Annotated in this window: 17 protein-coding genes; 10 read left to right on the top strand and 7 right to left on the bottom strand. The window is 53.6% G+C overall.

The features are described from left to right. The first annotated feature begins 97 nt into the window (after positions 1-97). A complete protein-coding gene (locus WFP70_RS20415) occupies positions 98-1,738 on the top strand; it encodes an ATP-dependent endonuclease (protein WP_337024189.1) in 1,641 nt (546 codons plus the stop codon). 89 nt (positions 1,739-1,827) lie between these two features. Here WFP70_RS20415 and cspD read toward each other — a convergent pair whose 3' ends face one another. Continuing rightward, on the bottom strand, positions 1,828-2,049 hold the full coding sequence (cspD, locus tag WFP70_RS20420; RefSeq protein ID WP_038647847.1) for a cold shock-like protein CspD: 222 nt from the start codon (positions 2,047-2,049) through the stop codon (positions 1,828-1,830). 322 nt (positions 2,050-2,371) lie between these two features. Between cspD and clpS the strand changes: the two genes are divergently transcribed. Next, positions 2,372-2,692 (top strand): ATP-dependent Clp protease adapter ClpS, encoded by a 321-nt coding sequence (clpS, locus tag WFP70_RS20425; protein WP_034820663.1) that lies wholly within the window; start codon positions 2,372-2,374, stop codon positions 2,690-2,692. Between the two features lie 55 nt (positions 2,693-2,747). Then, positions 2,748-5,027: an ATP-dependent Clp protease ATP-binding subunit ClpA gene (gene clpA, locus WFP70_RS20430; protein WP_034820660.1), complete on the top strand. Its 2,280-nt coding sequence runs from the start codon at positions 2,748-2,750 to the stop codon at positions 5,025-5,027. A 95-nt stretch (positions 5,028-5,122) separates the two neighbouring features. On the opposite strand, the gene infA is transcribed toward clpA, so the two are convergent. The 5 genes from infA to trxB all read right to left on the bottom strand — a co-directional run bounded on the left by infA (position 5,123) and on the right by trxB (position 11,028). Beyond that, positions 5,123-5,341: a translation initiation factor IF-1 gene (infA, locus tag WFP70_RS20435; RefSeq protein WP_002211347.1), complete on the bottom strand. Its 219-nt coding sequence runs from the start codon at positions 5,339-5,341 to the stop codon at positions 5,123-5,125. Between the two features lie 349 nt (positions 5,342-5,690). Beyond that, positions 5,691-6,383, bottom strand: a complete 693-nt coding sequence (gene aat, locus WFP70_RS20440) for a leucyl/phenylalanyl-tRNA--protein transferase (RefSeq protein ID WP_097119335.1) — start codon at positions 6,381-6,383, stop codon at positions 5,691-5,693. 33 nt (positions 6,384-6,416) lie between these two features. Next, a complete protein-coding gene (gene cydC / locus WFP70_RS20445) occupies positions 6,417-8,147 on the bottom strand; it encodes a heme ABC transporter ATP-binding protein/permease CydC (RefSeq protein ID WP_337024157.1) in 1,731 nt (576 codons plus the stop codon). Continuing rightward, a complete protein-coding gene (gene cydD / locus WFP70_RS20450; protein WP_337024156.1) occupies positions 8,147-9,916 on the bottom strand; it encodes a heme ABC transporter permease/ATP-binding protein CydD in 1,770 nt (589 codons plus the stop codon). Before cydD ends, cydC begins: the two co-directional genes overlap by 1 nt. Before the next feature lie 146 nt (positions 9,917-10,062). Continuing rightward, positions 10,063-11,028, bottom strand: a complete 966-nt coding sequence (trxB, locus tag WFP70_RS20455) for a thioredoxin-disulfide reductase (protein WP_045834092.1) — start codon at positions 11,026-11,028, stop codon at positions 10,063-10,065. A gap of 520 nt (positions 11,029-11,548) precedes the next feature. On the opposite strand from trxB, the gene lrp reads away from it, so the two are divergent. From lrp to serS, 5 genes are all read left to right on the top strand, one after another. Continuing rightward, positions 11,549-12,043: a leucine-responsive transcriptional regulator Lrp gene (lrp, locus tag WFP70_RS20460; RefSeq protein WP_006118610.1), complete on the top strand. Its 495-nt coding sequence runs from the start codon at positions 11,549-11,551 to the stop codon at positions 12,041-12,043. 119 nt (positions 12,044-12,162) lie between these two features. Beyond that, on the top strand, positions 12,163-15,630 hold the full coding sequence (locus WFP70_RS20465) for a DNA translocase FtsK 4TM domain-containing protein (protein WP_337024155.1): 3,468 nt from the start codon (positions 12,163-12,165) through the stop codon (positions 15,628-15,630). Positions 15,631-15,805: 175 nt separating this feature from the next. Next, positions 15,806-16,417 carry an outer membrane lipoprotein chaperone LolA gene (gene lolA / locus WFP70_RS20470; RefSeq protein ID WP_034820613.1) on the top strand — a complete coding sequence of 204 codons (612 nt, stop codon included), beginning with the start codon at positions 15,806-15,808 and terminating at the stop codon, positions 16,415-16,417. Between the two features lie 7 nt (positions 16,418-16,424). Further along, positions 16,425-17,771 (top strand): replication-associated recombination protein A, encoded by a 1,347-nt coding sequence (locus tag WFP70_RS20475; RefSeq protein WP_034820611.1) that lies wholly within the window; start codon positions 16,425-16,427, stop codon positions 17,769-17,771. Between the two features lie 96 nt (positions 17,772-17,867). Continuing rightward, positions 17,868-19,160 (top strand): serine--tRNA ligase, encoded by a 1,293-nt coding sequence (serS, locus tag WFP70_RS20480; RefSeq protein WP_034820608.1) that lies wholly within the window; start codon positions 17,868-17,870, stop codon positions 19,158-19,160. Positions 19,161-19,296: 136 nt separating this feature from the next. Here the strand turns inward: serS and WFP70_RS20485 are convergent, their stop codons facing one another. After that, a complete protein-coding gene (locus tag WFP70_RS20485) occupies positions 19,297-19,524 on the bottom strand; it encodes a hypothetical protein (RefSeq protein ID WP_337024193.1) in 228 nt (75 codons plus the stop codon). Between WFP70_RS20485 and WFP70_RS20490 the strand changes: the two genes are divergently transcribed. Continuing rightward, a complete protein-coding gene (locus tag WFP70_RS20490; protein WP_034820605.1) occupies positions 19,472-20,623 on the top strand; it encodes an MFS transporter in 1,152 nt (383 codons plus the stop codon). The two genes, WFP70_RS20485 and WFP70_RS20490, sit on opposite strands and share 53 nt — an antisense overlap. A gap of 161 nt (positions 20,624-20,784) precedes the next feature. After that, positions 20,785-21,489: IS4 family transposase (locus WFP70_RS20495; RefSeq protein ID WP_337024154.1), on the top strand; the 705-nt coding region annotated here is incomplete at its 3' end.

The following is a 21,489-nucleotide window of genomic DNA, read 5'->3' on the forward strand; positions in this document are numbered from 1 at the left end:
GGAAAACAGTTGAAGTGTAAACCTTTTACCCGTGCATTAACTTGACCAACTTAACGAGGCGAACCATGCTCAGGCAAAGCACTCAAGGGATAGCATGATGTTTCTGGAACATATCGATATTCGCGGTTTTCGTGGCATCAATCGGCTGTCGTTGCCGCTTACTGATACCAATCTGCTGATTGGTGAAAATGCCTGGGGTAAATCCAGCTTGCTGGATGCGCTGACATTATTACTGGCGCCTGCGGCTGAACCTTATCAGTTTACCGAACATGATTTTCACTTCCCACCGGGCGATCTGGAAGCACGCCTGCGCCAGCTGCAACTGGTGTTTCGCTTTCGAGCACAAGCGGGCGATGATGAAGCGGTGTTCCAGCCTTTCTGGCAGCGCGATGAAAACGGGCGCTTTATCCGCTTCAGCACCCGTGCGCGCCGCAACGAGCAGGATGTGAAAACCACCTGGCGCTTCATCGACCAAAATGGCGATGTGCTGGCGATGGAAGGCACTGAGGCGGCGCTGGCCCATCTGCGTGCCTTCTATCCCGTGCTCAGATTGCGCGATGCGCGCTTTGGCCGGCGTGGACGGCACAGCAGCACCGATGCTGACCGCCGGGCCACGACGCTGGGTGAATTGTCACAGGAAGTCGAGAAATTAACCCGGGATTTGGTGGTGCAGCCGCAGAATCTGAGCGACGATTTACTGCGTCAGGGCTTGCACACCATGCAGCAATTGCTGGAGCACTACTTCCTTGTGCAGCAACCGGGGGTCAGCGCGGCGCGTGTCGCACCTGAATTACGCGATGGTTCGCAAGGCTGGCGTTCACTTGACAAGCTTAACCACCTGATTGCGGGAACGGAATCACGCAGTCGGCAGGTCATTTTATTGCGCATGTTCTCTTTACTGATTCAGGCGCACGGCAATGAAGCGCTGCCGCCGGGCGCTCATCCATTGTTGCTGGTGGAGGATCCGGAAACGCGACTGCATCCAATTATGCTGTCAGTGGCGTGGAATCTGCTGGATTTAATGCCGCTGCAAAAAATCACCACCACCAATTCGGGGGAGCTGTTATCTCAGGTGCCGTTAGAGAATATTTGTCGCCTGGTGCGTGAACCTACACGCGTTGCGGCATGGCGGATTGGTCCTGAAGGATTGAGCGCTGAGGAGAGCCGCCGTATTGGCTTTCATATCCGCGTGAATCGCCCCTCGGCACTCTTTGCCCGCTGCTGGTTGCTGGTGGAGGGGGAGACGGAAGTGTGGATCATCAATGAACTGGCACGGCAGCGCGGTTACCATTTTGCGGCCGAAGGGGTCAAAGTCATCGAATTTGCGCAGTCTGGTCTTAAGCCGCTGTTGAAGTTTGCCAGACGCATGGGCATTGCCTGGCATGTGTTGACTGACGGCGACGAAGCGGGCAATAAGTATGCAGCCAGCGCACGGAGCCAACTGCAGGAGCATGAGCAGCAAGACGATCATCTGACGCAGTTCCCGGCCCCGGATATAGAACATTTTCTCTATAAGCAGGGGTTCAGCGACGTTTATCACGACATGGCGCACCTGCCGTTAAACGTGCCGATGAATGCGCGGCGTATTATTACTAAAGCGATTCATCACAGCTCAAAACCCGAATTGGCGATTGCGGTAGCCATGGCGGCGGCAGAGCGTGGGCCGCAGGCGATTCCCTCGTTACTGGATCAGCTGTTTGCTCGCGTGATGTGGTTAGCTCGCGGACGTGCAGATTGAGGGGCGGGAAAATCCGCAAAAGAAAAATGCCAGCGTCTGCGGCTGGCATTTTTTTTCGGGAGTGGTCAGAATGAATGAAGAGGCGCGCGTCAGGCGACTTGCGTGACTTCACAGGGCACAATCAAGCTGGCGTGATTGCCTTTTGGCCCTTCATGGACATCGAACTGAACCTGCTGGCCGGCCTTCAGCGTTCTGTATCCCTCCATCTGAATCGTGGAGTAGTGTGCGAAGATATCGTCGCCGCCGCCAATCGGACAGATAAAGCCGAAGCCCTTGGCGTTGTTGAACCATTTAACAGTACCCGTCTCCATGCTTTTACTTCCCTCGCAAGACATTTTGAACAGTAGGTGAGGTCATTGAAGCTGTGAGTCGAGTTTGTTTAAAACTCAATCAGCTTGTGTAAGTAGAATGTAGAGAAACGGTCCTTATCGTCAAGCAAACGGCCCTGGCGCACGGGGAGAAATTCATCAAAATTTGAGGCAGTTAACGCTATTGCAAATTTTGTGATACAGGTCGCGCATGGGCTTTTAGGGCCGTTTTTTCTTAAGGGAAAGGTGGCTTGACAGACATGTTAAACTTAGGAATGGGCGCAGAAATGCGCGCAATCGTAACGCAGAATTTCGACGGAACATTATGGCAAACACAAACGACTGGCTTAATTTTGAACATCTAGCCGAAGATAAAGTACGCGAAGGGTTAAAGCCGCCTTCAATGTATAAAGTCATTCTGAATAATGACGATTATACACCTATGGAATTTGTTATTGACGTTCTGCAAAAGTTCTTTTCTTATGATGTTGAACGTGCAACGCAACTGATGTTGAAAGTTCACTACCACGGAAAGGCGATTTGTGGTGTATTCACTGCAGAAGTGGCGGAAACCAAAGTCGCCCAGGTGAACAATTACGCACGAGAGAATGAACATCCGTTGCTGTGTACGCTGGAAAAAGCCTGAGCCCGTCTCCATATAGGGGAAAGGTCGTCAGAGCGATAATTGGGGGAGGTGCCAAATGCTCAATCAAGAACTGGAACTCAGTTTAAACATGGCTTTCGCCAGAGCGCGCGAGCACCGTCATGAATTTATGACCGTCGAGCATCTGTTGCTGGCATTGCTTAGCAACCCGTCGGCCAGAGAGGCACTGGAAGCCTGTACGGTGGATATCGTGGCTCTGCGACAGGAACTCGAAGCCTTCATCGAACAAACCACGCCGGTGCTGCCAGCCAGTGAAGAGGAGCGTGATACTCAACCAACGCTCAGCTTCCAGCGCGTGTTGCAACGTGCGGTATTCCATGTCCAGTCATCCGGTCGCAGCGAAGTGGCAGGCGCGAACGTGCTGGTCGCCATTTTCAGCGAGCAGGAGTCTCAAGCGGCTTACCTGCTGCGCAAACACGAAGTCAGCCGCCTCGATGTGGTGAACTTCATCTCCCATGGTACGCGTAAAGACGAGCCGGGCCAGCCGCAGAACAATGCGGAGAATCCGGTTAACGAAGAGCAAGCAGGCGGGGAGGAACGTATGGAAAACTTCACCACCAATCTTAATCAGCTTGCTCGTGTCGGCGGAATCGACCCGCTGATCGGCCGCGATAAAGAGCTGGAGCGTGCCATTCAGGTATTGTGCCGTCGCCGTAAGAATAACCCGCTGCTGGTGGGTGAATCTGGCGTGGGTAAAACTGCGATTGCGGAAGGGCTGGCCTGGCGCATTGTACAGGGCGATGTTCCGGAAGTGATGAAAGATTGCACCATCTACTCGCTGGATATCGGTTCGCTGCTTGCGGGTACCAAGTACCGTGGTGATTTTGAAAAACGTTTCAAAGCGCTGCTCAAACAGCTGGAACAAGACACCAGTAGCATCCTGTTTATCGATGAAATTCACACCATTATCGGTGCGGGTGCCGCTTCCGGTGGACAGGTGGATGCCGCTAACCTGATCAAACCGTTGCTCTCCAGCGGGAAAATCCGCGTGATGGGTTCAACCACCTATCAGGAGTTCAGCAACATCTTTGAGAAGGACCGTGCGCTGGCGCGTCGTTTCCAGAAGATCGACATTACCGAACCTTCTGTCGAAGAAACCGTGCAGATTCTTAACGGACTGAAACCGAAGTATGAAGCTCACCATGATGTGCGTTATACCGCGAAGGCAGTGCGTGCAGCCGTGGAACTGGCGGTGAAATACATCAACGATCGTCATCTGCCGGATAAGGCGATTGACGTGATAGATGAAGCAGGTGCGCGTGCGCGCCTGGTGCCGGTGAGTAAGCGTAAGAAAACGGTCAATGTATCTGATATAGAATCTGTGGTGGCACGTATTGCGCGTATCCCAGAGCAGAGTGTGTCAGCCACCGATCGCGACACGCTGAAAAATCTCGGCGATCGTCTGAAAATGCTGGTGTTTGGCCAGGATAACGCGATTGAAGCACTGACTGAAGCGATCAAGATGAGCCGTGCCGGTCTCGGTCAGGATCGTAAACCCGTGGGGTCATTCCTGTTTGCTGGTCCAACCGGCGTCGGTAAAACCGAGGTGACGGTTCAGCTGGCGAAGGCCCTGGGGATTGAGCTGCTGCGTTTCGATATGTCCGAGTATATGGAGCGCCACACCGTTAGCCGTTTGATCGGTGCACCTCCGGGATATGTTGGTTTCGATCAGGGTGGTCTGCTCACCGATGCGGTGATTAAGCATCCGCATGCGGTGGTGCTGCTGGATGAAATCGAGAAAGCGCACCCGGATGTCTTTAACCTGCTGCTGCAGGTGATGGATAACGGCATGCTGACCGATAACAACGGCCGCAAAGCGGACTTCCGCAATGTGGTGCTGGTGATGACCACCAACGCCGGTGTTCGCGAAACTGAGCGTAAGTCGATTGGTTTGATTCAGCAGGACAACAGCACCGACGCGATGGAAGAGATCAAAAAGATCTTTACGCCTGAGTTCCGTAACCGTCTGGATAACATTATCTGGTTCCGTCATCTGGATACCGCGGTGATCCATCAGGTGGTGGATAAGTTCATCGTCGAGTTGCAAGCGCAACTGGATGCAAAAGGCGTCTCGCTGGAAGTCAGTGATGATGCTCGTGACTGGCTGGCGGATAAAGGTTACGACAAAGCGATGGGTGCCCGTCCAATGGCACGTGCTGTGCAGGAGAATCTGAAGAAACCACTGGCTAACGAACTGCTGTTTGGTTCATTAGTGGATGGCGGTTCAGTCTCGGTGGCGCTGGATAAAGAAAAAAACCAGCTGACCTACCATTTCCTGAGTGCGGAAAAACGGAAAACCGAAGGGACTGTGCACTGATGTGCTGAGTTGCAGATAAGAAAAGGCCGGATGAAAATCCGGCCTTTTTTTTCGCGCTCAGTTAATTGCCACAAACGCGAGATGTGGACAACAACTTAGCGACTACGGAAGACAATGCGGCCTTTGCTCAGGTCGTACGGGGTCAACTCGACAGTCACTTTGTCGCCCGTCAGGATGCGGATGTAGTTTTTGCGCATTTTACCGGAGATATGAGCGGTAACCACGTGCCCGTTTTCAAGTTCTACGCGGAACATGGTGTTAGGTAACGTATCCAGTACGGTACCTTGCATTTCAATATTGTCTTCTTTGGCCATCGAATCCTCTGGGGTGAACTACCAAACTGTTGAACCGGCAAGATAATGCCGAATTCCATGATTTATGTAAAGAACCGTTGGCGATTTTGCCAACGCTTCGCCGTGCGTCGCGCCATTGCGCGTGCATTACGGAAAAATTCGGGTGTTTTTATTGACGTCTGCGGGGGATTAGCGGGCTAAGAAGTTGTCGCAATTGGCATCAAGTGCACAACGGTAACAGCTTCGGGAAATGGATGAGATTCCCAACCTGGCAATTCCGGCTCGCCACAGCGAAGCGCGGACGACATACCAAACTCGCTTATTGTATCACTTTTGTCGGGAATTGTGTGCAAAACATCTGCGAGCAGGGTCAAAAAAGGGTTTGTGTTTGCCAGCAACCGCTTAAAACAGGCTGCCACGCCAGTGTTTGCACGTACTGTAAATAATCGACACGCGGGATTTCAACGGCGCCCAACGAAGCCGTATGTGGGTTAAGCACCTGGCAATCAATCAAGCGTCCCTGATGAGCGAGAAAATGCTGAGAGAACACCCACAGCGCAGTTTTTGACGCATTTTCCTGGCGGCTAAACATCGACTCGCCACAAAAAATCTGCCCAAGCGCCAGACCATACATGCCGCCTACCAGCCGATTATCATTCCAGACTTCAATCGAATGCGCGTGACCCAGCTCGTACAAACGAAGCCAGGCGCGTTTCACCTCAAAGGTAATCCAGGTGCCTTCTTGTCTGCCGCTGGCACAGCCTTCCAGTACCTGCGGGAAAGCATGATTCATGGTAACGCGAAAAGGTGAACGGCGATGAAAACGCGCCATGCTGCGGCTGAGATGAAAAGATTCAGGCAGCATCACGGCACGCGGATCGGGCGACCACCATAGAATCGGATCGCCGGGCGAAAACCAGGGGAAAATGCCGCGCTGATAGGCGTTCATCAGTCGGGCAGGGGAGAGGTCGCCGCCCATCGCCAATAATCCATTCGGCTCGCGCAGCGCCATCTCCGGCGGAGGAAAATTTAATGAATCCCGTGAAAGTTGTACCAGTCTCATTGCGTCAATTACCCTTCGGGCTGCTCGCTAAGACTATAGCGCAAAGCGCTGGTGGAAACGCCAATAGCGTCCTGCTTTTGAGATTAATTCGTCATGCGTGCCCGACTCAATAATCTGTCCCTGGTCCATCACGCAAATACGATCCATTGTTGCCAGGCCACTGAGGCGATGGGTCACCATGATTACCGCCTTACCCTGACTGACCTGGCGCAACAGCGTCAATATCTGCTGTTCGGTGGTGGCGTCCAGGCCTTCGGTGGGCTCATCAAGCAACCACAGATCGCCGTTGTGCAGCAGGGCGCGCGCAATGGCCAGGCGACGCAATTCGCCTCCCGACAGCGGGCGGCCACCTTCACCCATCCACGCGTTGAGCCCTTCATCATGTTCCGCCAAATGGGTGAGTCCAACCTGATGCAGTACTGCATTCAGTTGTTCATCACTGGCGGCAGGGTGTGCCAGCAGTAAATTATCGCGTAACGTCTGACTAAACAGATGCACGCGCTGCGTGACCACGCTGATACGTTGACGCAGACTTTTTTCGTCCCACTCAGCTAGGGGAATATTATTCAGTCGAATGTCACCCTGCTGCGCCTGCCAGCCACGCGTGATCAGTGCCAGCAAACTGGATTTGCCGCAGCCGGTGGGGCCGAGCAGTGCCAGATGCTCACCGGTGCGCAGTGTCAGCGAGAAGTGCCTGAGTACCGGTTCCGGTCGCTGCGGATAGCTGAAAGTGATTTTTTCCAGCGTCAGGCTGATGCCCGAATCAGAGGGCACGGTCGAGGATGGAAAACGAATCAGAGGCGCTTGCTCAATGATTTCCTGTACGCGTTGCGCCGCACCAGTGACCTGCGAAAGCGGCAAAAAAGCGCCTGCTACCGGTGCCAGCGCTTCAAATGCCGCCAGGCCGCAGAACACGAAAAGTGCGATGAATGCGCCAGGTGCGCTATCGCCGCCCACGCCCGCTGCGGAGATCCACAGCACCAAGACGACGGTTGATCCGCTGATTAACAATAACAGGCTTTGTGCCAGCGCTTGCAGACGATGCTGACGCTGCTGTGCCTGCTGCCAGCGCATTTCCTCCGCATCCAGTTTTTGACGCCATAAGGCCGCAGCACCATAAATTTGCAGTTCAGCCAGTCCGGTTACCCATTGCGTCAGTTGCAAACGCCAGCTGGCTTGGTGCTGGGCGATGCGATGCCCGGCTGAGGTGCCTAATCGCCAGAACAGCGGCGGCATGAGCAAAAGCGTCAGCAACATCATCCCGCCCAACAGCAGCGCCAGTGGCACATCCAATATCGCCAGACCGCAAGTGACTACCACTATCACTACCGCCGCGCCGACCAGCGGTGAAATGACGCGCAGATAGAGATGGTCTAACGTATCGACATCACTGACAAAGCGGTTAAGCAGTTCGCCCTGTCTGAAACAGGCCAGTTGTTCGGGGGCCAGTGCGATCAGTTTGCTAAAGGTGAACACACGCAAATGCTGCAACACCCTGAAAGTGGCATCGTGACTGACTAAGCGTTCGAAGTAACGCGACGCAGTGCGAGTGATGGCCGCGCCACGCACTCCTGCTGCGGGCAACATATAGTTGAAACTGTACAGGCCAGCCACGCCAGCCAGCGATGAGGCGGCAAGGAACCAGCCAGATAGGGTGAGCAAGCCGATACTGGCGAGCAAAGTCGCAATGGCTAACACGATGCCCAGACCTAAACGCCAGGGATGACGACGAAACAGGCGCAGAAACGGCAATAGTGGATTCATCAGACAATCTCCTGCTGGCGATGCTGCACCATGGCACGCAACGGCCCGTCCTGAGCAATCAGTTGTTGCCACTGCCCCTGCTGCACCAGTTGCCCGGATTGCATCACCCAAACTTCATCCCAACTGGCAAGTTCGTGAAGTTGGTGGGTGATCATGAGGGTGGTTTGCTGTGTGGCTGCCTGGTTTAATGCGCGCAACACATGCTGTTCACTTTGGCTATCAAGACCTGAACCGGGCTCGTCCAGCAGCAGTAGTTGTGCCGGTTTCAACAGTGCACGCGCAACGGCGACGCGTTGTGCCTGGCCAACAGAAAGGCCCATTCCTCCATCGCCAATGGGGGTGTCGAGGCCTTGCGGTAAGCGGGCGAGAAACTCATCCACGCCCGCCTGTTGCAAAATGCTGCGCAGTGTTGCTTCATCCATGCTGCTGTTGAGAGACAGGTTTTCGCGCAACGTGGTCGCGGGCAAATGGGGATTTTGACCCACCCACGCCAGATGCTGCTGCCAGTTCTCACGGCTGATATCCCGCAGTTCCTGCCCATTGACCCGCAGCGATCCCTGATAGGGCAGAAAACCGAGCAACACGTTCATCAGTGCTGATTTACCCGCTCCACTCTGACCCACCAGCGCCACGCGTTTATTCGCCTCAAGCGTAAAATTCAGCGGCTGTGATAACGCTTCACCTTTGGCTGTCATCACCACCAAATCTTGTGCTTCAAGGCTTAAAGGGGTATCGAAAGCGACTGACAGGCTGGAGGCGGAAGCTGGGATTTCCGGACTTTCGTTAAGAAAACGATCCAGTGCATCGGCGCCCCCAACAGCTTGCGCTTTAGCGTGGTAAAAAGTACCCAGATCGCGCAGCGGCTGGAAAAACTCAGGCGCCAATATCAGTGCCAGGAATCCAGCAAACAAGGTCACGCCAGTGCCGTAATGACCAAAATTGAGTTCGCCAAGATAGGAGAAGCCGAAATAGACCGCGACCACGGCAATAGCCAGTGAGGCAAAGAATTCCAGCACTGCGGAAGAGAGAAAAGCAAGGCGCAGCACTTCCATGGTGCGCTGACGAAAATCCGTGGTGCTTTCAGCAATCGCCTGCTGTTCAGCGGCAGCCCTGTAGAACAGGCGCAAGGTTTCACGCCCGCGCAGGCGGTCATAAAAATCGCCGCTCAGACGTGCCAGTGCGAGGAAGTTGCGACGGTTTGCATCGGCGGCACCCATGCCGACCATCGCCATGAAAATCGGAATCAGCGGTGCGGTCGCGAGCAGGATCAATCCTGCCGCCCAGTTAATCGGGAAGATAGCGATCAGGATGGCGAAGGGAATAAAAACGGCCAGTGACATCTGTGGCAGATACCGCGCGTAATACTCTTGCATCTCTTCAATTTGCTCAAGCAGCAGCGTTGCCCAGCTTCCCGCTGGTTTGCCCTGAACCCAGGCAGGACCTAAATCATTCAGCTTATCCAGTACCTGCTTGCGCAGAGCGCGGCGGATGGCAACGCCAGCACGGTAACCTGCCATTTCTCGTGCATAGTGCAGACCTGCGCGAAGAGCAAAGCACAACAGCAGCAGGATGAAATCAGTCAGCAGGGCACCGCGCGGTTGTTGGGCGACAATAAGATTCTGCAGCAGCGAGGCCAGCAACCAGGCTTGAGCAATAATCACCAGTGCACCGGCAAAACCGAATAGCGATGCGGCACGTAAACTTCGTGCGCCATGAAGACGTTGCTGACGTAGCCAGCGAAGAAGATGTTGCTGCCGTGATTTTTCCATGCGAAGCCGTTTGATCACTGATGGAGAGAGGCAAAACCGGATAAAGTATCCGGAAATATTAAGCGCATGAACTTTAGCATGCAGGCAATAAAAAAGGCGACCTAAACAGGTCGCCTCTTTGCAATTATGATCAGCTTATTAACAAGTTACAGATCGGTTTTAACAAGCCCGTCAAGATAGCGTTCTGCATCCAGCGCCGCCATACAGCCGGTGCCGGCAGAGGTGATCGCCTGGCGATAAATATGATCCATCACGTCACCCGCCGCAAACACGCCAGGAATGCTGGTCTGGGTCGCATTGCCCTGCAGACCGGACTGCACTTTGATATAGCCGTTTTCCAGCGCCAGCTGGCCGTCGAAAATGGCAGTATTCGGGCTATGACCAATCGCCACAAACAGCCCGGCAACATCCAGCGTTTCCGGCTCTTCACCTTTGGTGGAAAGCAGTTTCACACCGGTGACACCCATCTGATCGCCGACCACTTCTTCCAGTGTGCGATCGGTGTGCAGTACGATGTTGCCGTTGCGCACTTTATCCATCAGACGATCGATCAGGATTTTTTCCGCACGGAAGCTATCACGACGGTGAATCAAATGGACTTTCGCCGCGATATTTGCCAGGTAAAGGGCCTCTTCCACCGCGGTATTACCGCCACCAATCACCGCGACTTCTTGATTGCGATAAAAGAAACCGTCACAGGTCGCACAGGCGGAAACGCCTTTGCCTTTGAACGCTTCTTCAGAGGGCAGGCCGAGATAACGTGCGGAGGCGCCAGTAGCAATGATCAGCGCGTCAGCGGTGTATTCGCCACTGTCCCCCGTTAAACGGAACGGGCGATTCTGCAAATCTACCGTATGAATATGGTCGAAAATAATTTCGGTGTTGAATTTCTCGGCATGCTCTTGCATACGTTCCATCAACGCCGGGCCTGTCAGATCGTTCGGATCGCCTGGCCAATTCTCCACTTCAGTTGTGGTGGTGAGCTGACCGCCTTTTTCCAGCCCGGTAATCAAAACCGGATTCAGGTTAGCGCGGGCGGCATAGACTGCCGCAGTATATCCGGCAGGGCCGGAGCCTAAAATGAGCAGCTTACTGTGTTTGGCCGTACTCATGCGTTCCTCAGTTTTTTGCGACAACATAGTTTTTGATTGTAGGGAAATTAGCGCAGCAAAAAAAGGTTTCAGCAATTTTGATAACAATCGCTGCAAGCGGCGTAGTCGATGAGTGCAAATTCTGCACGTCGATTGCGCCAAAAGGGGGCAATGCTCGGCAAATTCTGGTGCAGCAGCATAAAAATTCTCATTTAAAAACAGCAACCCAGAACTCTATCTGGCATCTTGTACTGAATTTGGATGTTTTACTTTGACAATCGCCTGCTGTTTTGCGAAAACATTACCAGAAGCGGAGAATATTTAGCGGTTCAAAACAGAATTTCATTTCTGTTTTGCACGTTTTTGCCGGATAAACTCAGTCTGACATTGGTAATGACGCATGATGTGGACAGACAACATGCGTCATACGGATGGAAGCGTTACTGCACAGACTTATCGTCTTCACTTCAGTAAGGCCCTGAACAATGAGCGTTTTCAGGGTGTGGCAGGTAAAGGGAAGGAATTAAGAGAGACAATAATAATGGTAGACAATAAGAAACGCCCCGGAAAAGATCTGGACCGTATCGACAGAAACATTCTGAATGAATTGCAAAAAGACGGCCGTATTTCTAATGTTGAGCTTTCAAAACGTGTTGGCTTATCACCTACGCCGTGTCTTGAGCGTGTGCGTCGCCTGGAACGTCAGGGCTTCATTTTGGGTTACACCGCACAACTGAACCCACATTATCTGGATGCTTCACTGCTGGTATTCGTTGAGATTACTCTGAATCGTGGTGCGCCAGATGTGTTTGAACAATTTAACGCCGCTGTGCAAAAACTTGAGGAAACTCAAGAGTGTCACCTCGTTTCCGGTGACTTTGACTACCTGTTGAAAACCCGTGTACCGGACATGTCCGCCTACCGTAAGCTTTTGGGTGAAACCTTGCTGCGCCTGCCGGGCGTTAACGACACCCGTACTTACGTGGTGATGGAAGAGGTCAAACAGAGCAATCGTCTGGTGATCAAAACCCGGTAATGCAGGGCAGGTGCAAAACTTGCAGGAATTCGGTACACTCCTGTGAATTCATACAGGACCAGCGTCGGGCTTGCCCGGCGCTGTTGCCTTCTTAATTTACAGGCACCTGGAGAGTTCTCTTGAGCCAGGAATATACAGAAGATAAAGACGTTTCGTTACAACCGCTGAGCAGTGGACGCAGGCTGCTGGAAGCGTTGCTCATCCTTGTGGCCCTGTTCGCCATCTATTTGATGGTGTCGCTGGTTAGCTTCAACCCTTCCGATCCCAGCTGGTCTCAGACCGCCTGGCATGAACCGATCCATAATTTGGGTGGTAGTGTCGGCGCATGGCTGGCGGATACGCTCTTATTCATTTTCGGCGTGATGGCGTATGCCATACCTCCGGTCATCATTGGTTTGTGCTGGATTACATTCCGTCAGCGCGATCGCCAGGATTACATCGATTACTTTGCGGTGGGCTTACGCCTGATTGGCGTGCTGGCGCTGGTGGTGACCACTTGTGGTTTAGCCGCGCTGAACGTCGATGACATCTGGTACTTTGCTTCGGGCGGTGTGATTGGCAGCCTCGTCAGTAATGCGATGGCACCCTGGTTTAGTTCTGCCGGCGGTACTTTAACGCTGATCTGCGTCTGGGCGGCAGGCATAACCCTGTACACAGGCTGGTCGTGGCTGACGATCGCCGAAAAAATCGGGAGCGTGGTGATGGGCGTGCTGACCTTCGCCAGCAACCGCTCTCGTCATGACGAACCCTGGCAGGAAGAAGATGAGTACGAAGAAGAGGAAGAGCATGCCGAACATGCTGCGCCTCAACTGCGTGCTGCGCAATCGCATGACGACGATGATGACGTTCTACTGGCTAAGCCGCGTAAGGTGGCTGAGCCTATCGCCGAACAGCTGCCGGATGATCCTCTGCTAGCCAAAGCCAGTGCCGCGACAGCTGCAGCCATTGCTGTGACCGCCGAAGCAGCACACCAGGCGCCAGTTGTGCCTTCCCCCGTGTTCAATGCACCAGCCGAAGCGGCACCTGTTGTTCATGCCCCGGAAGTGCGAGCGGCAGAAGCACCTGTTGCGGTACCGCCTGCGCCTGAACCGGTTATTCAACCCGCACCGCCGCTGTATCGCTTTGAAGTTCCGGGCGAACCTGCACCTTCAGCGTTTTCACCCGTTGATGACGATGAAGGGCCACGCATGGGGAACTGGCAGGATGCCGCTCAATCATCTGCTTCTCTGAACACTGCGGCAGCCGCAGCAGTGGGGGCAGCTGCAGCGAAAACGGCTTCTGCGTATACACCCGCTTTCGATGTGGTGCCGGAGCGCGATTACAACCCGCAGGTGAAGCAGGGTATTGGCCCTGAATTGCCGCGTCCGAACAAAGTTAAACTGCCAACACGTCGTGAACTGGCTTCTTACGGCATTAAGTTGCCGTCACAGCGTATGGCTGAAGACAAAGCGCGCGAAGAAGCCGAACAGCAACTGCCTGAAATGACCGCGACCTATCATGAACCGTTACAGGATCATGAAGAGGATGCCGCGTTGCAGGAAGCCCAACTGCGTGAAGCGTTTGCGTCTCAGCAACAGCAGCGCTATGCAGAGACCGGACAGCATCAAGTCGAAGAAGATGAAGAGGCTTTACATCAGGCGCAGTTGGCTAATCAGTTTGCCGCTCAGCAGCAACAACGCTATCAGCAATCTGATACCAATGAAGGCCCAGTATTTAACCTTGATACTTCATCAGCTTTTGATTTTTCGCCGATGAAAGATTTGGTTGATGACGGCCCAAGCGAGCCATTGTTTACCATCGCTGCCACGCCTGAGCCGGAAGCGCCTGCGCAATGGCAGCAGCCTGCCGCACCGCAACCGGAAGCGCCTGCGCAATGGCAGCAGCCTGTCGCACCGCAACCTGAAGCGCCTGCGCAGTGGCAACAACCTGCAGCACCGCAGCCGGAAGCCATGCCATCGCTGAGTGAGCACAATAGCCCATGGTCATCACCCGAGACCGAAAGCTATGCTGCGCCAGCAGAAGCGCCTCAACCGGTCGCACCTGCGCAAGATAGCCTGTTCCATCCGTTCCTGGTTCGGCATGAACGTCCGCTGGAAAAGCCTTCTACGCCGCTGCCGACGCTTGATTTGCTGACCTCTCCACCTTCGGAAGAGGAACCGGTGGATATGTTCGCGCTTGAGCAGACTGCACGTCTGGTTGAAGCGCGTCTGGCCGATTATCGTGTGAAAGCTGAGGTGGTGGGCATCTCGCCTGGCCCGGTTATCACCCGCTTTGAGCTGGATCTCGCTCCTGGCGTGAAAGCCGCACGTATCTCTAACCTGTCGCGCGATTTGGCCCGTTCGCTCTCTGCCGTCGCGGTGCGTGTGGTGGAAGTGATTCCAGGCAAACCTTACGTCGGCCTGGAATTACCGAACAAACATCGCCAAACCGTGTATCTGCGCGAAGTGCTGGATTGCGACAAGTTCCGTGATAACCCGTCACCGTTGTCAGTGGTGCTGGGTAAAGACATTTCGGGCCAGCCGGTGGTGGCCGATCTGGCGAAGATGCCGCACCTGCTGGTTGCCGGTACGACCGGTTCCGGTAAGTCGGTTGGTGTGAACACCATGATCATCAGCATGCTGTATAAAGCCACACCAGAAGAAGTGCGCTTTATCATGATCGACCCGAAAATGCTGGAGCTCTCCGTCTACGAAGGCATTCCGCATTTGCTGACTGAGGTGGTCACCGACATGAAAGATGCAGCGAACGCGCTGCGCTGGAGTGTGGGTGAGATGGAACGCCGCTATAAACTGATGTCTGCGCTGGGCGTGCGTAATCTTGCCGGTTACAACGAGAAAATTGAGCAGGCTGCTGCCATGGGGCGTCCAATTCCAGATCCGTTCTGGAAGCCGGGTGACAGCATGGACACTACGCCGCCAGTGCTGGAAAAACTGCCGTATATCGTGGTGCTGGTCGATGAATTCGCCGATCTGATGATGGCGGTGGGTAAGAAAGTTGAAGAGTTGATTGCTCGTCTGGCACAGAAAGCGCGTGCGGCGGGTATTCACCTGGTGCTGGCAACCCAGCGTCCGTCGGTGGATGTGATTACCGGCTTGATCAAAGCCAACATCCCAACGCGTATCGCCTTTACGGTGTCCAGTAAAATTGACTCACGTACCATTCTTGATCAAGGCGGCGCGGAATCACTGCTGGGGATGGGTGACATGCTGTACATGCCGCCTAACTCCTCAATGCCGGTGCGTGTCCACGGCGCCTTCGTGCGCGATCAGGAAGTGCATGCGGTGGTGCAGGACTGGAAAGCTCGTGGACGTCCGCAATACATCGACAGCATTACCGCGGGTGAAGAGAGCGAGAGCACAGCGGGCGGTCTTGATGGTGATGAAGAGCTTGATCCGCTGTTCGATCAGGCGGTCTCATTTGTGGTCGAGAAACGTCGCGCCTCTATCTCCGGTGTTCAGCGTCAGTTCCGTATTGGTTACAACCGTGCAGCCCGCATCATTGAACAGATGGAGGCGCAGGGTATTGTCTCTGAACCGGGCCATAATGGTAACCGCGAGGTGCTATCACCGCCGCCGCATGAGATGTAATCTAGCGCACGCCATGACTTACTTCTGGGCCAGTTAACACTGGCCCGTTGTTTATCTGCAGAACGATCCCCATATCGTTGGGAGCTTTCGGCTTTTTCTTCTGTCGAACAGACAGAGCGGCAACTACGTTTAATGCAGTAAGTGTCGGGAAACCATGAATAAGGAATCGAATCAGATGAAATTACGCGTTATTGCCTGCGGCCTGCTGGCCGGTTTTGTTTCTTCGTCGGTATTGGCGGATGCGTCGAGCGATTTGCAGCAGCGTCTGAACAAAGTGAACAGCTTCCATGCCAGCTTTAGCCAGAAAGTGACAGATGGCAGCGGTGCAAATGTACAGGATGGTGAAGGTGAGCTGTGGGTTAAACGCCCAAGCTTATTCAACTGGCATATGACCGCGCCAGACGAAAGCGTGATTATCTCCGACGGTAAAAACCTGTGGTTCTATAATCCGTTTGTCGAGCAAGCCAGCGTTAGCCTGCTGCAGAACGCCACCAGCAATACGCCATTCATGCTGATTGCCCGAAATCAGCCAAGCGACTGGCAGCAGTACAACATCAAGCAGCAGGGTGATAATTTCGAACTGACGCCAAAAAGCAGCGATGGCAACCTGAAGCAATTCACCATCAACGTCTCTGCATCCGGAACCATCAACAAATTCAGTGCGATTGAGCAAGATGGTCAACACAGTGATTATCAGCTGAAGAGCCAGAAAAACGGTGCGATTAGCCCAGATAAGTTCACCTTTACACCGCCAAAAGGGGTAACGGTGGACGATCAACGTCAGTGAGGTCGCGGTGAGTAACCTGTCCCTGGATTTCGCCTCTTCAAATGAGTTCCAGCCGCTGGCCGCGCGTATGCGGCCAGCCACATTGCAGCAGTATATCGGGCAACAGCATCTGCTGGCGGCGGGTAAACCGCTGCCGCGCGCGATTGAAGCCGGGCATTTGCACTCAATGATTTTGTGGGGGCCGCCAGGAACAGGGAAAACAACGCTGGCAGAGATTATTGCGCACTATGGCAAGGCGGATGTTGAGCGAATTTCTGCCGTGACATCTGGCGTGAAAGAGATCCGTGAAGCCATCGAGCGCGCGCGGCAGAATCGTCAACTGGGCCGCCGTACCATCCTGTTTGTGGATGAGGTGCATCGTTTTAATAAAAGCCAGCAGGATGCATTCCTGCCCCATATTGAAGATGGCACCATTACCTTTATCGGTGCGACCACCGAGAATCCATCGTTTGAACTCAACTCGGCACTGCTATCGCGTGCTCGTGTCTATCTGCTGAAATCGCTCACCACGGAAGATATTGAACAGGTGCTCACCCAGGCGATGGAGGACAGTGCGCGAGGGTATGGAAATAGCGACATTCTGCTCCCAGAAAACACCCGGCGCATGATTGCTGAGTTGGTTAACGGCGATGCGCGTCGTGCACTGAATACGCTGGAAATGATGGCGGATATGGCAGAGAGCAACGCGCAAGGTCAGCGTGAACTGACGCCTCAGCTGTTAAATGAAGTATCCGGCGAAAGAGCGGCGCGCTTTGATAACAAAGGCGACCGTTTTTATGATCTGATTTCGGCGCTGCATAAATCCGTGCGCGGTTCAGCACCGGATGCCGCCCTGTATTGGTATGCCCGCATTATTACGGCCGGCGGCGACCCGTTATATGTTGCACGCCGTTTACTGGCGATCGCTTCTGAAGATGTGGGCAACGCCGATCCGCGCGGCATGCAGGTCGCTATCTCAGCGTGGGATTGTTTCACTCGCGTCGGGCCTGCAGAAGGTGAGCGCGCCATCGCACAGGCGATCGTCTATCTGGCCTGCGCGCCCAAAAGTAATGCGGTTTATACGGCGTTCAAGGCGGCCATGCGCGACGCACGAGAATTCCCGGATTATGATGTGCCAGAGCACCTGCGCAATGCGCCCACCAAATTAATGAAAGAGATGGGGCTGGGCAAAGAATATCGTTATGCACATGACGAACCCAATGCTTACGCTGCCGGAGAGGTGTTCTTCCCACCTGAAATGGCGCAAACGCGCTACTATCAACCCACCAATCGGGGGCTTGAAGGGAAAATCGGCGAAAAACTCGCCTGGTTGGCTGAACAGGATCAAAATAGCCCGATAAAACGCTACCGCTGATAAACGCCTTACGGTAAGGTGAGCAAGTATTTCAATGCATTCCAGTGGGATGCATCCCTTCATTCGTTCAACCAACCTTAATTACACAGGATAAGCATGCTCGATCCCAATCTGCTGCGTAATGAGCCAGACGCAGTCGCTGAAAAACTGGCACGCCGAGGATTCAAACTGGATGTGGAAACGCTGCGCTCGCTCGAAGAGCGTCGTAAAGTACTGCAGGTAGAAACTGAAAATCTGCAGGCAGAGCGTAACTCCCGATCCAAATCCATCGGTCAGGCCAAAGCGCGTGGGGAAGACATCGAGCCACTGCGTCAGGAAGTGAACGTGCTGGGCGAACGCCTGGATGCGGCGAAGGTTGAGCTGGATACACTGCAAAATACCATCCGCGATTTTGCCCTCTCGCTGCCTAACCTGCCGGTCGATGAAGTGCCGCTGGGTAAAGATGATACTGAGAATCAGGAAGTCAGCCGCTGGGGTCAGCCCCGTCAGTTCGATTTTCCGGTAAAAGACCATGTTGAGCTGGGTGAAGCGGTTAAAGGGCTGGATTTTGCCGCTGCAGTGAAACTGACCGGTTCACGTTTCATCGTGATGCAGGGTCAGATCGCTCGTCTGCATCGTGCACTCAGCCAGTTCATGATTGATCTGCATACTCAGCAGCACGGGTATCTGGAAACTTACGTGCCGTATCTGGTTAACCATGAGACGCTGTTTGGTACGGGTCAATTACCTAAGTTTGGTGAAGACCTGTTCCACACCAAGCCTTTGGGTGAAGAAGCGGGCAGCAGCAACTACGCACTGATCCCGACGGCGGAAGTGCCGCTGACCAACCTGGTGCGTGATGAGATCGTGGAAGAAGAAAATCTGCCGATAAAACTCACCGCGCACACGCCGTGCTTCCGCTCTGAAGCAGGTTCTTACGGACGCGACACGCGTGGTCTGATTCGTATGCACCAGTTCGACAAAGTTGAGATGGTGCACATTGTTGCGCCTGAGACTTCAATGGACGCACTGGAAGAGTTGGTTGGTCACGCTGAGAAAGTCCTGCAGTTGCTGAACCTGCCGTACCGTAAGGTGCTGCTGTGTACTGGTGATATGGGCTTTGGTTCGGCCAAAACCTACGATCTTGAAGTGTGGCTGCCGGCGCAGGATACCTATCGTGAGATCTCTTCTTGTTCCAACATGTGGGATTTCCAGGCGCGTCGCATGCAGGCTCGCTGCCGCAGTAAAACCGACAAGAAGCCTCGCCTGGTGCACACACTGAACGGTTCAGGCCTGGCAGTTGGACGTACATTGGTGGCGGTGCTGGAAAACTACCAGCAGGCTGACGGCCGTATCGAAGTACCAGAAGTGCTACGCCCTTATATGGGCGGATTGGAAATCATTGGTTAACCCCAGCTTTCTGATAGTCAAACCCGGCAATGCCGGGTTTTTATTTTCAGGAGCGAGCGATTATTTTTTAGTAAGAATTAATCAGAAATAAACGTTATCGTCAGTAGAGTCGCTTAAAACACTAAAATCCATAAATTCATGCAGATAGCATTGAGTTTTTATAATGATATATCTCCTCTAAGCTGCTGAAGATAAAAATAATAAATTGTTCAGCAGCAAATTGTGCTGTGGTGTTTTTTTGCCCGTTGACTTTAAAATAGCGAATGGCAAACTGCGCGCAATTATCTCCATTTCTTTGGTTTTTAATCCCTATGTCTACCTGGTCACGCCCCGTCGTGTTGCTGCTTTGCGGCTTAATGCTCATGACGGTGTCTATTGCTGTGCTTAATACGCTGGTACCGCTTTGGCTTACTCACGATCAACTGCCGACATGGCAGGTGGGTATGGCCAGCTCAGCCTATTACACCGGGAATCTGCTGGGGACATTGCTCGCAGGCTGGTTAATCAACCGCTATGGCTTTAATCGCTGTTTCTATCTGGCCAGCGCCCTGTTTGCCGTCGCAACTATGGGAATGGTGTTGTTAGAAGGCTTCTACAGCTGGACTGCGCTGCGTTTTGTTGCGGGTGTCGGTTGTGCGCTGATCTGGGTGGTGGTGGAGAGTGCGTTGCTGTGCAGCGGTACAGTGCGTAATCGCGGTCAACTGTTGGCTGCCTATATGATTATCTATTATCTGGGCACGGTGGCAGGCCAGTTGCTGGTGAGCCGCGTTTCGACTGAACTTCTGCATGTCATTCCATGGGTCACCGCGCTGATCGTCTGCGCCGTGCTGCCAGTGGTCTTTCTGCGTGTTAATGCCAGCTCAGCGACTGAAGAGGCTTCTACCGGTCGTATCTGGACCATGTTGCGCCGTCGCAGTTCACGTCTGGGCATCAACGGCTGCATTATTTCCGGTATCGTACTGGGCTCACTGTATGGTCTGATGCCGTTGTATCTGTCGCATCGGGGAATGAGTGATGCCAACGTCGGATACTGGATGGCGCTGCTGGTGAGTTCGGGCATTGTCGGTCAGTGGCCGGTGGGTCGTCTTGCCGACCGTTTTGGGCGCCTGATGGTGTTGCGCGTTCAGGTGTTTGTGGTGATTCTGGGTGCTATCGCCATGTTGGGCGATACTGCTATGGCGCCTGCACTGTTTGTTTTGGGACTGGCTGGCTTCACGCTCTATCCAGTGGCGATGTCATGGGCATGTGAAACCGTTGCGCATCATGAACTGGTTGCCATGAATCAGGCGCTGTTGTTTAGCTACACCATCGGCAGCCTGGTCGGGCCGGGTATGACATCGATGCTGATGCAAAATTACTCTGACCGTTTGCTGTTTGTGATGATAGCCGCTGTGGCGCTGGTCTATCTGGTGATGCTGCTGCGTAAAGCTGACCAGCATGCCACGCCAATTGCACATGCATAATATCTGAATGAACAAATGAACAAATGAACAAATGAACAAATGAACAAATGAAAAAAGGGAGCGTTAAGCTTAATGCCAATCAGTTAAGACAAAAATGATCGGTTGAACGATCCGGCAGTTCTGCAAGAATCCGTAATCTCTCAGGGATTACGGATTTTTTTATGCTTCTCAGTCAGGCTCTCGATATCGTTCATAAGTTTACGCCTCAGGAATTCTCGGGGCTTTCCGATCTCCTTTCTCCTGAACTCATTGACGAGTGTCTCGCTGATACCGGGACAGTGACGTTACGAAAGCGCCGTTTATCGATGGAAATGATGGTCTGGGCTGTAACCGGCATGGCACTTTTTCGCTCCCATTCGATGACCCAGCTCGTCTCACACCTGGATATCCTTCTGCCGGGGAAAAGGCCCTTTGTTGCGCCCAGCGCAGTTGTGCAGGCCCGGCAGCGATTTGGAGAAGATGTTATCCGGCTGATGTTTGAGAAAACACAGCGCCTGTGGTTTGAAAAGACCCCGCTGTCTCACTGGAACGGACTGACGCTGATGGCGGTGGATGGCACCGTATGGCGCACGCCTGATACACCAGAAAATGATGCCGCCTTCGGGCGAACGGCCAATATTAATAAGTGCTCTGAGTGGCCGCAGGTGCGTATGGTCTGTCAGATGGAAGTCACCAGCCATCTGTTGTCAGCAGTAGCGTTCGACAGCGTCTCAGCTGTCGGCGAAGCCGATCTTGCCGCTCAGCTTATCCCACAAACCCCCGACCACTCTCTGACCCTCTTTGATAAAGGTTTTTATGCGCTGGGTCTGCTGCACGCCTGGCAGTCAGCGGGAACGGAAAGACACTGGATGCTGCCGCTGCGCAAA

This window comes from Pantoea sp. USMM079 (assembly GCF_037153115.1).
GTDB classification, from domain to species: domain Bacteria; phylum Pseudomonadota; class Gammaproteobacteria; order Enterobacterales; family Enterobacteriaceae; genus Pantoea; species Pantoea communis.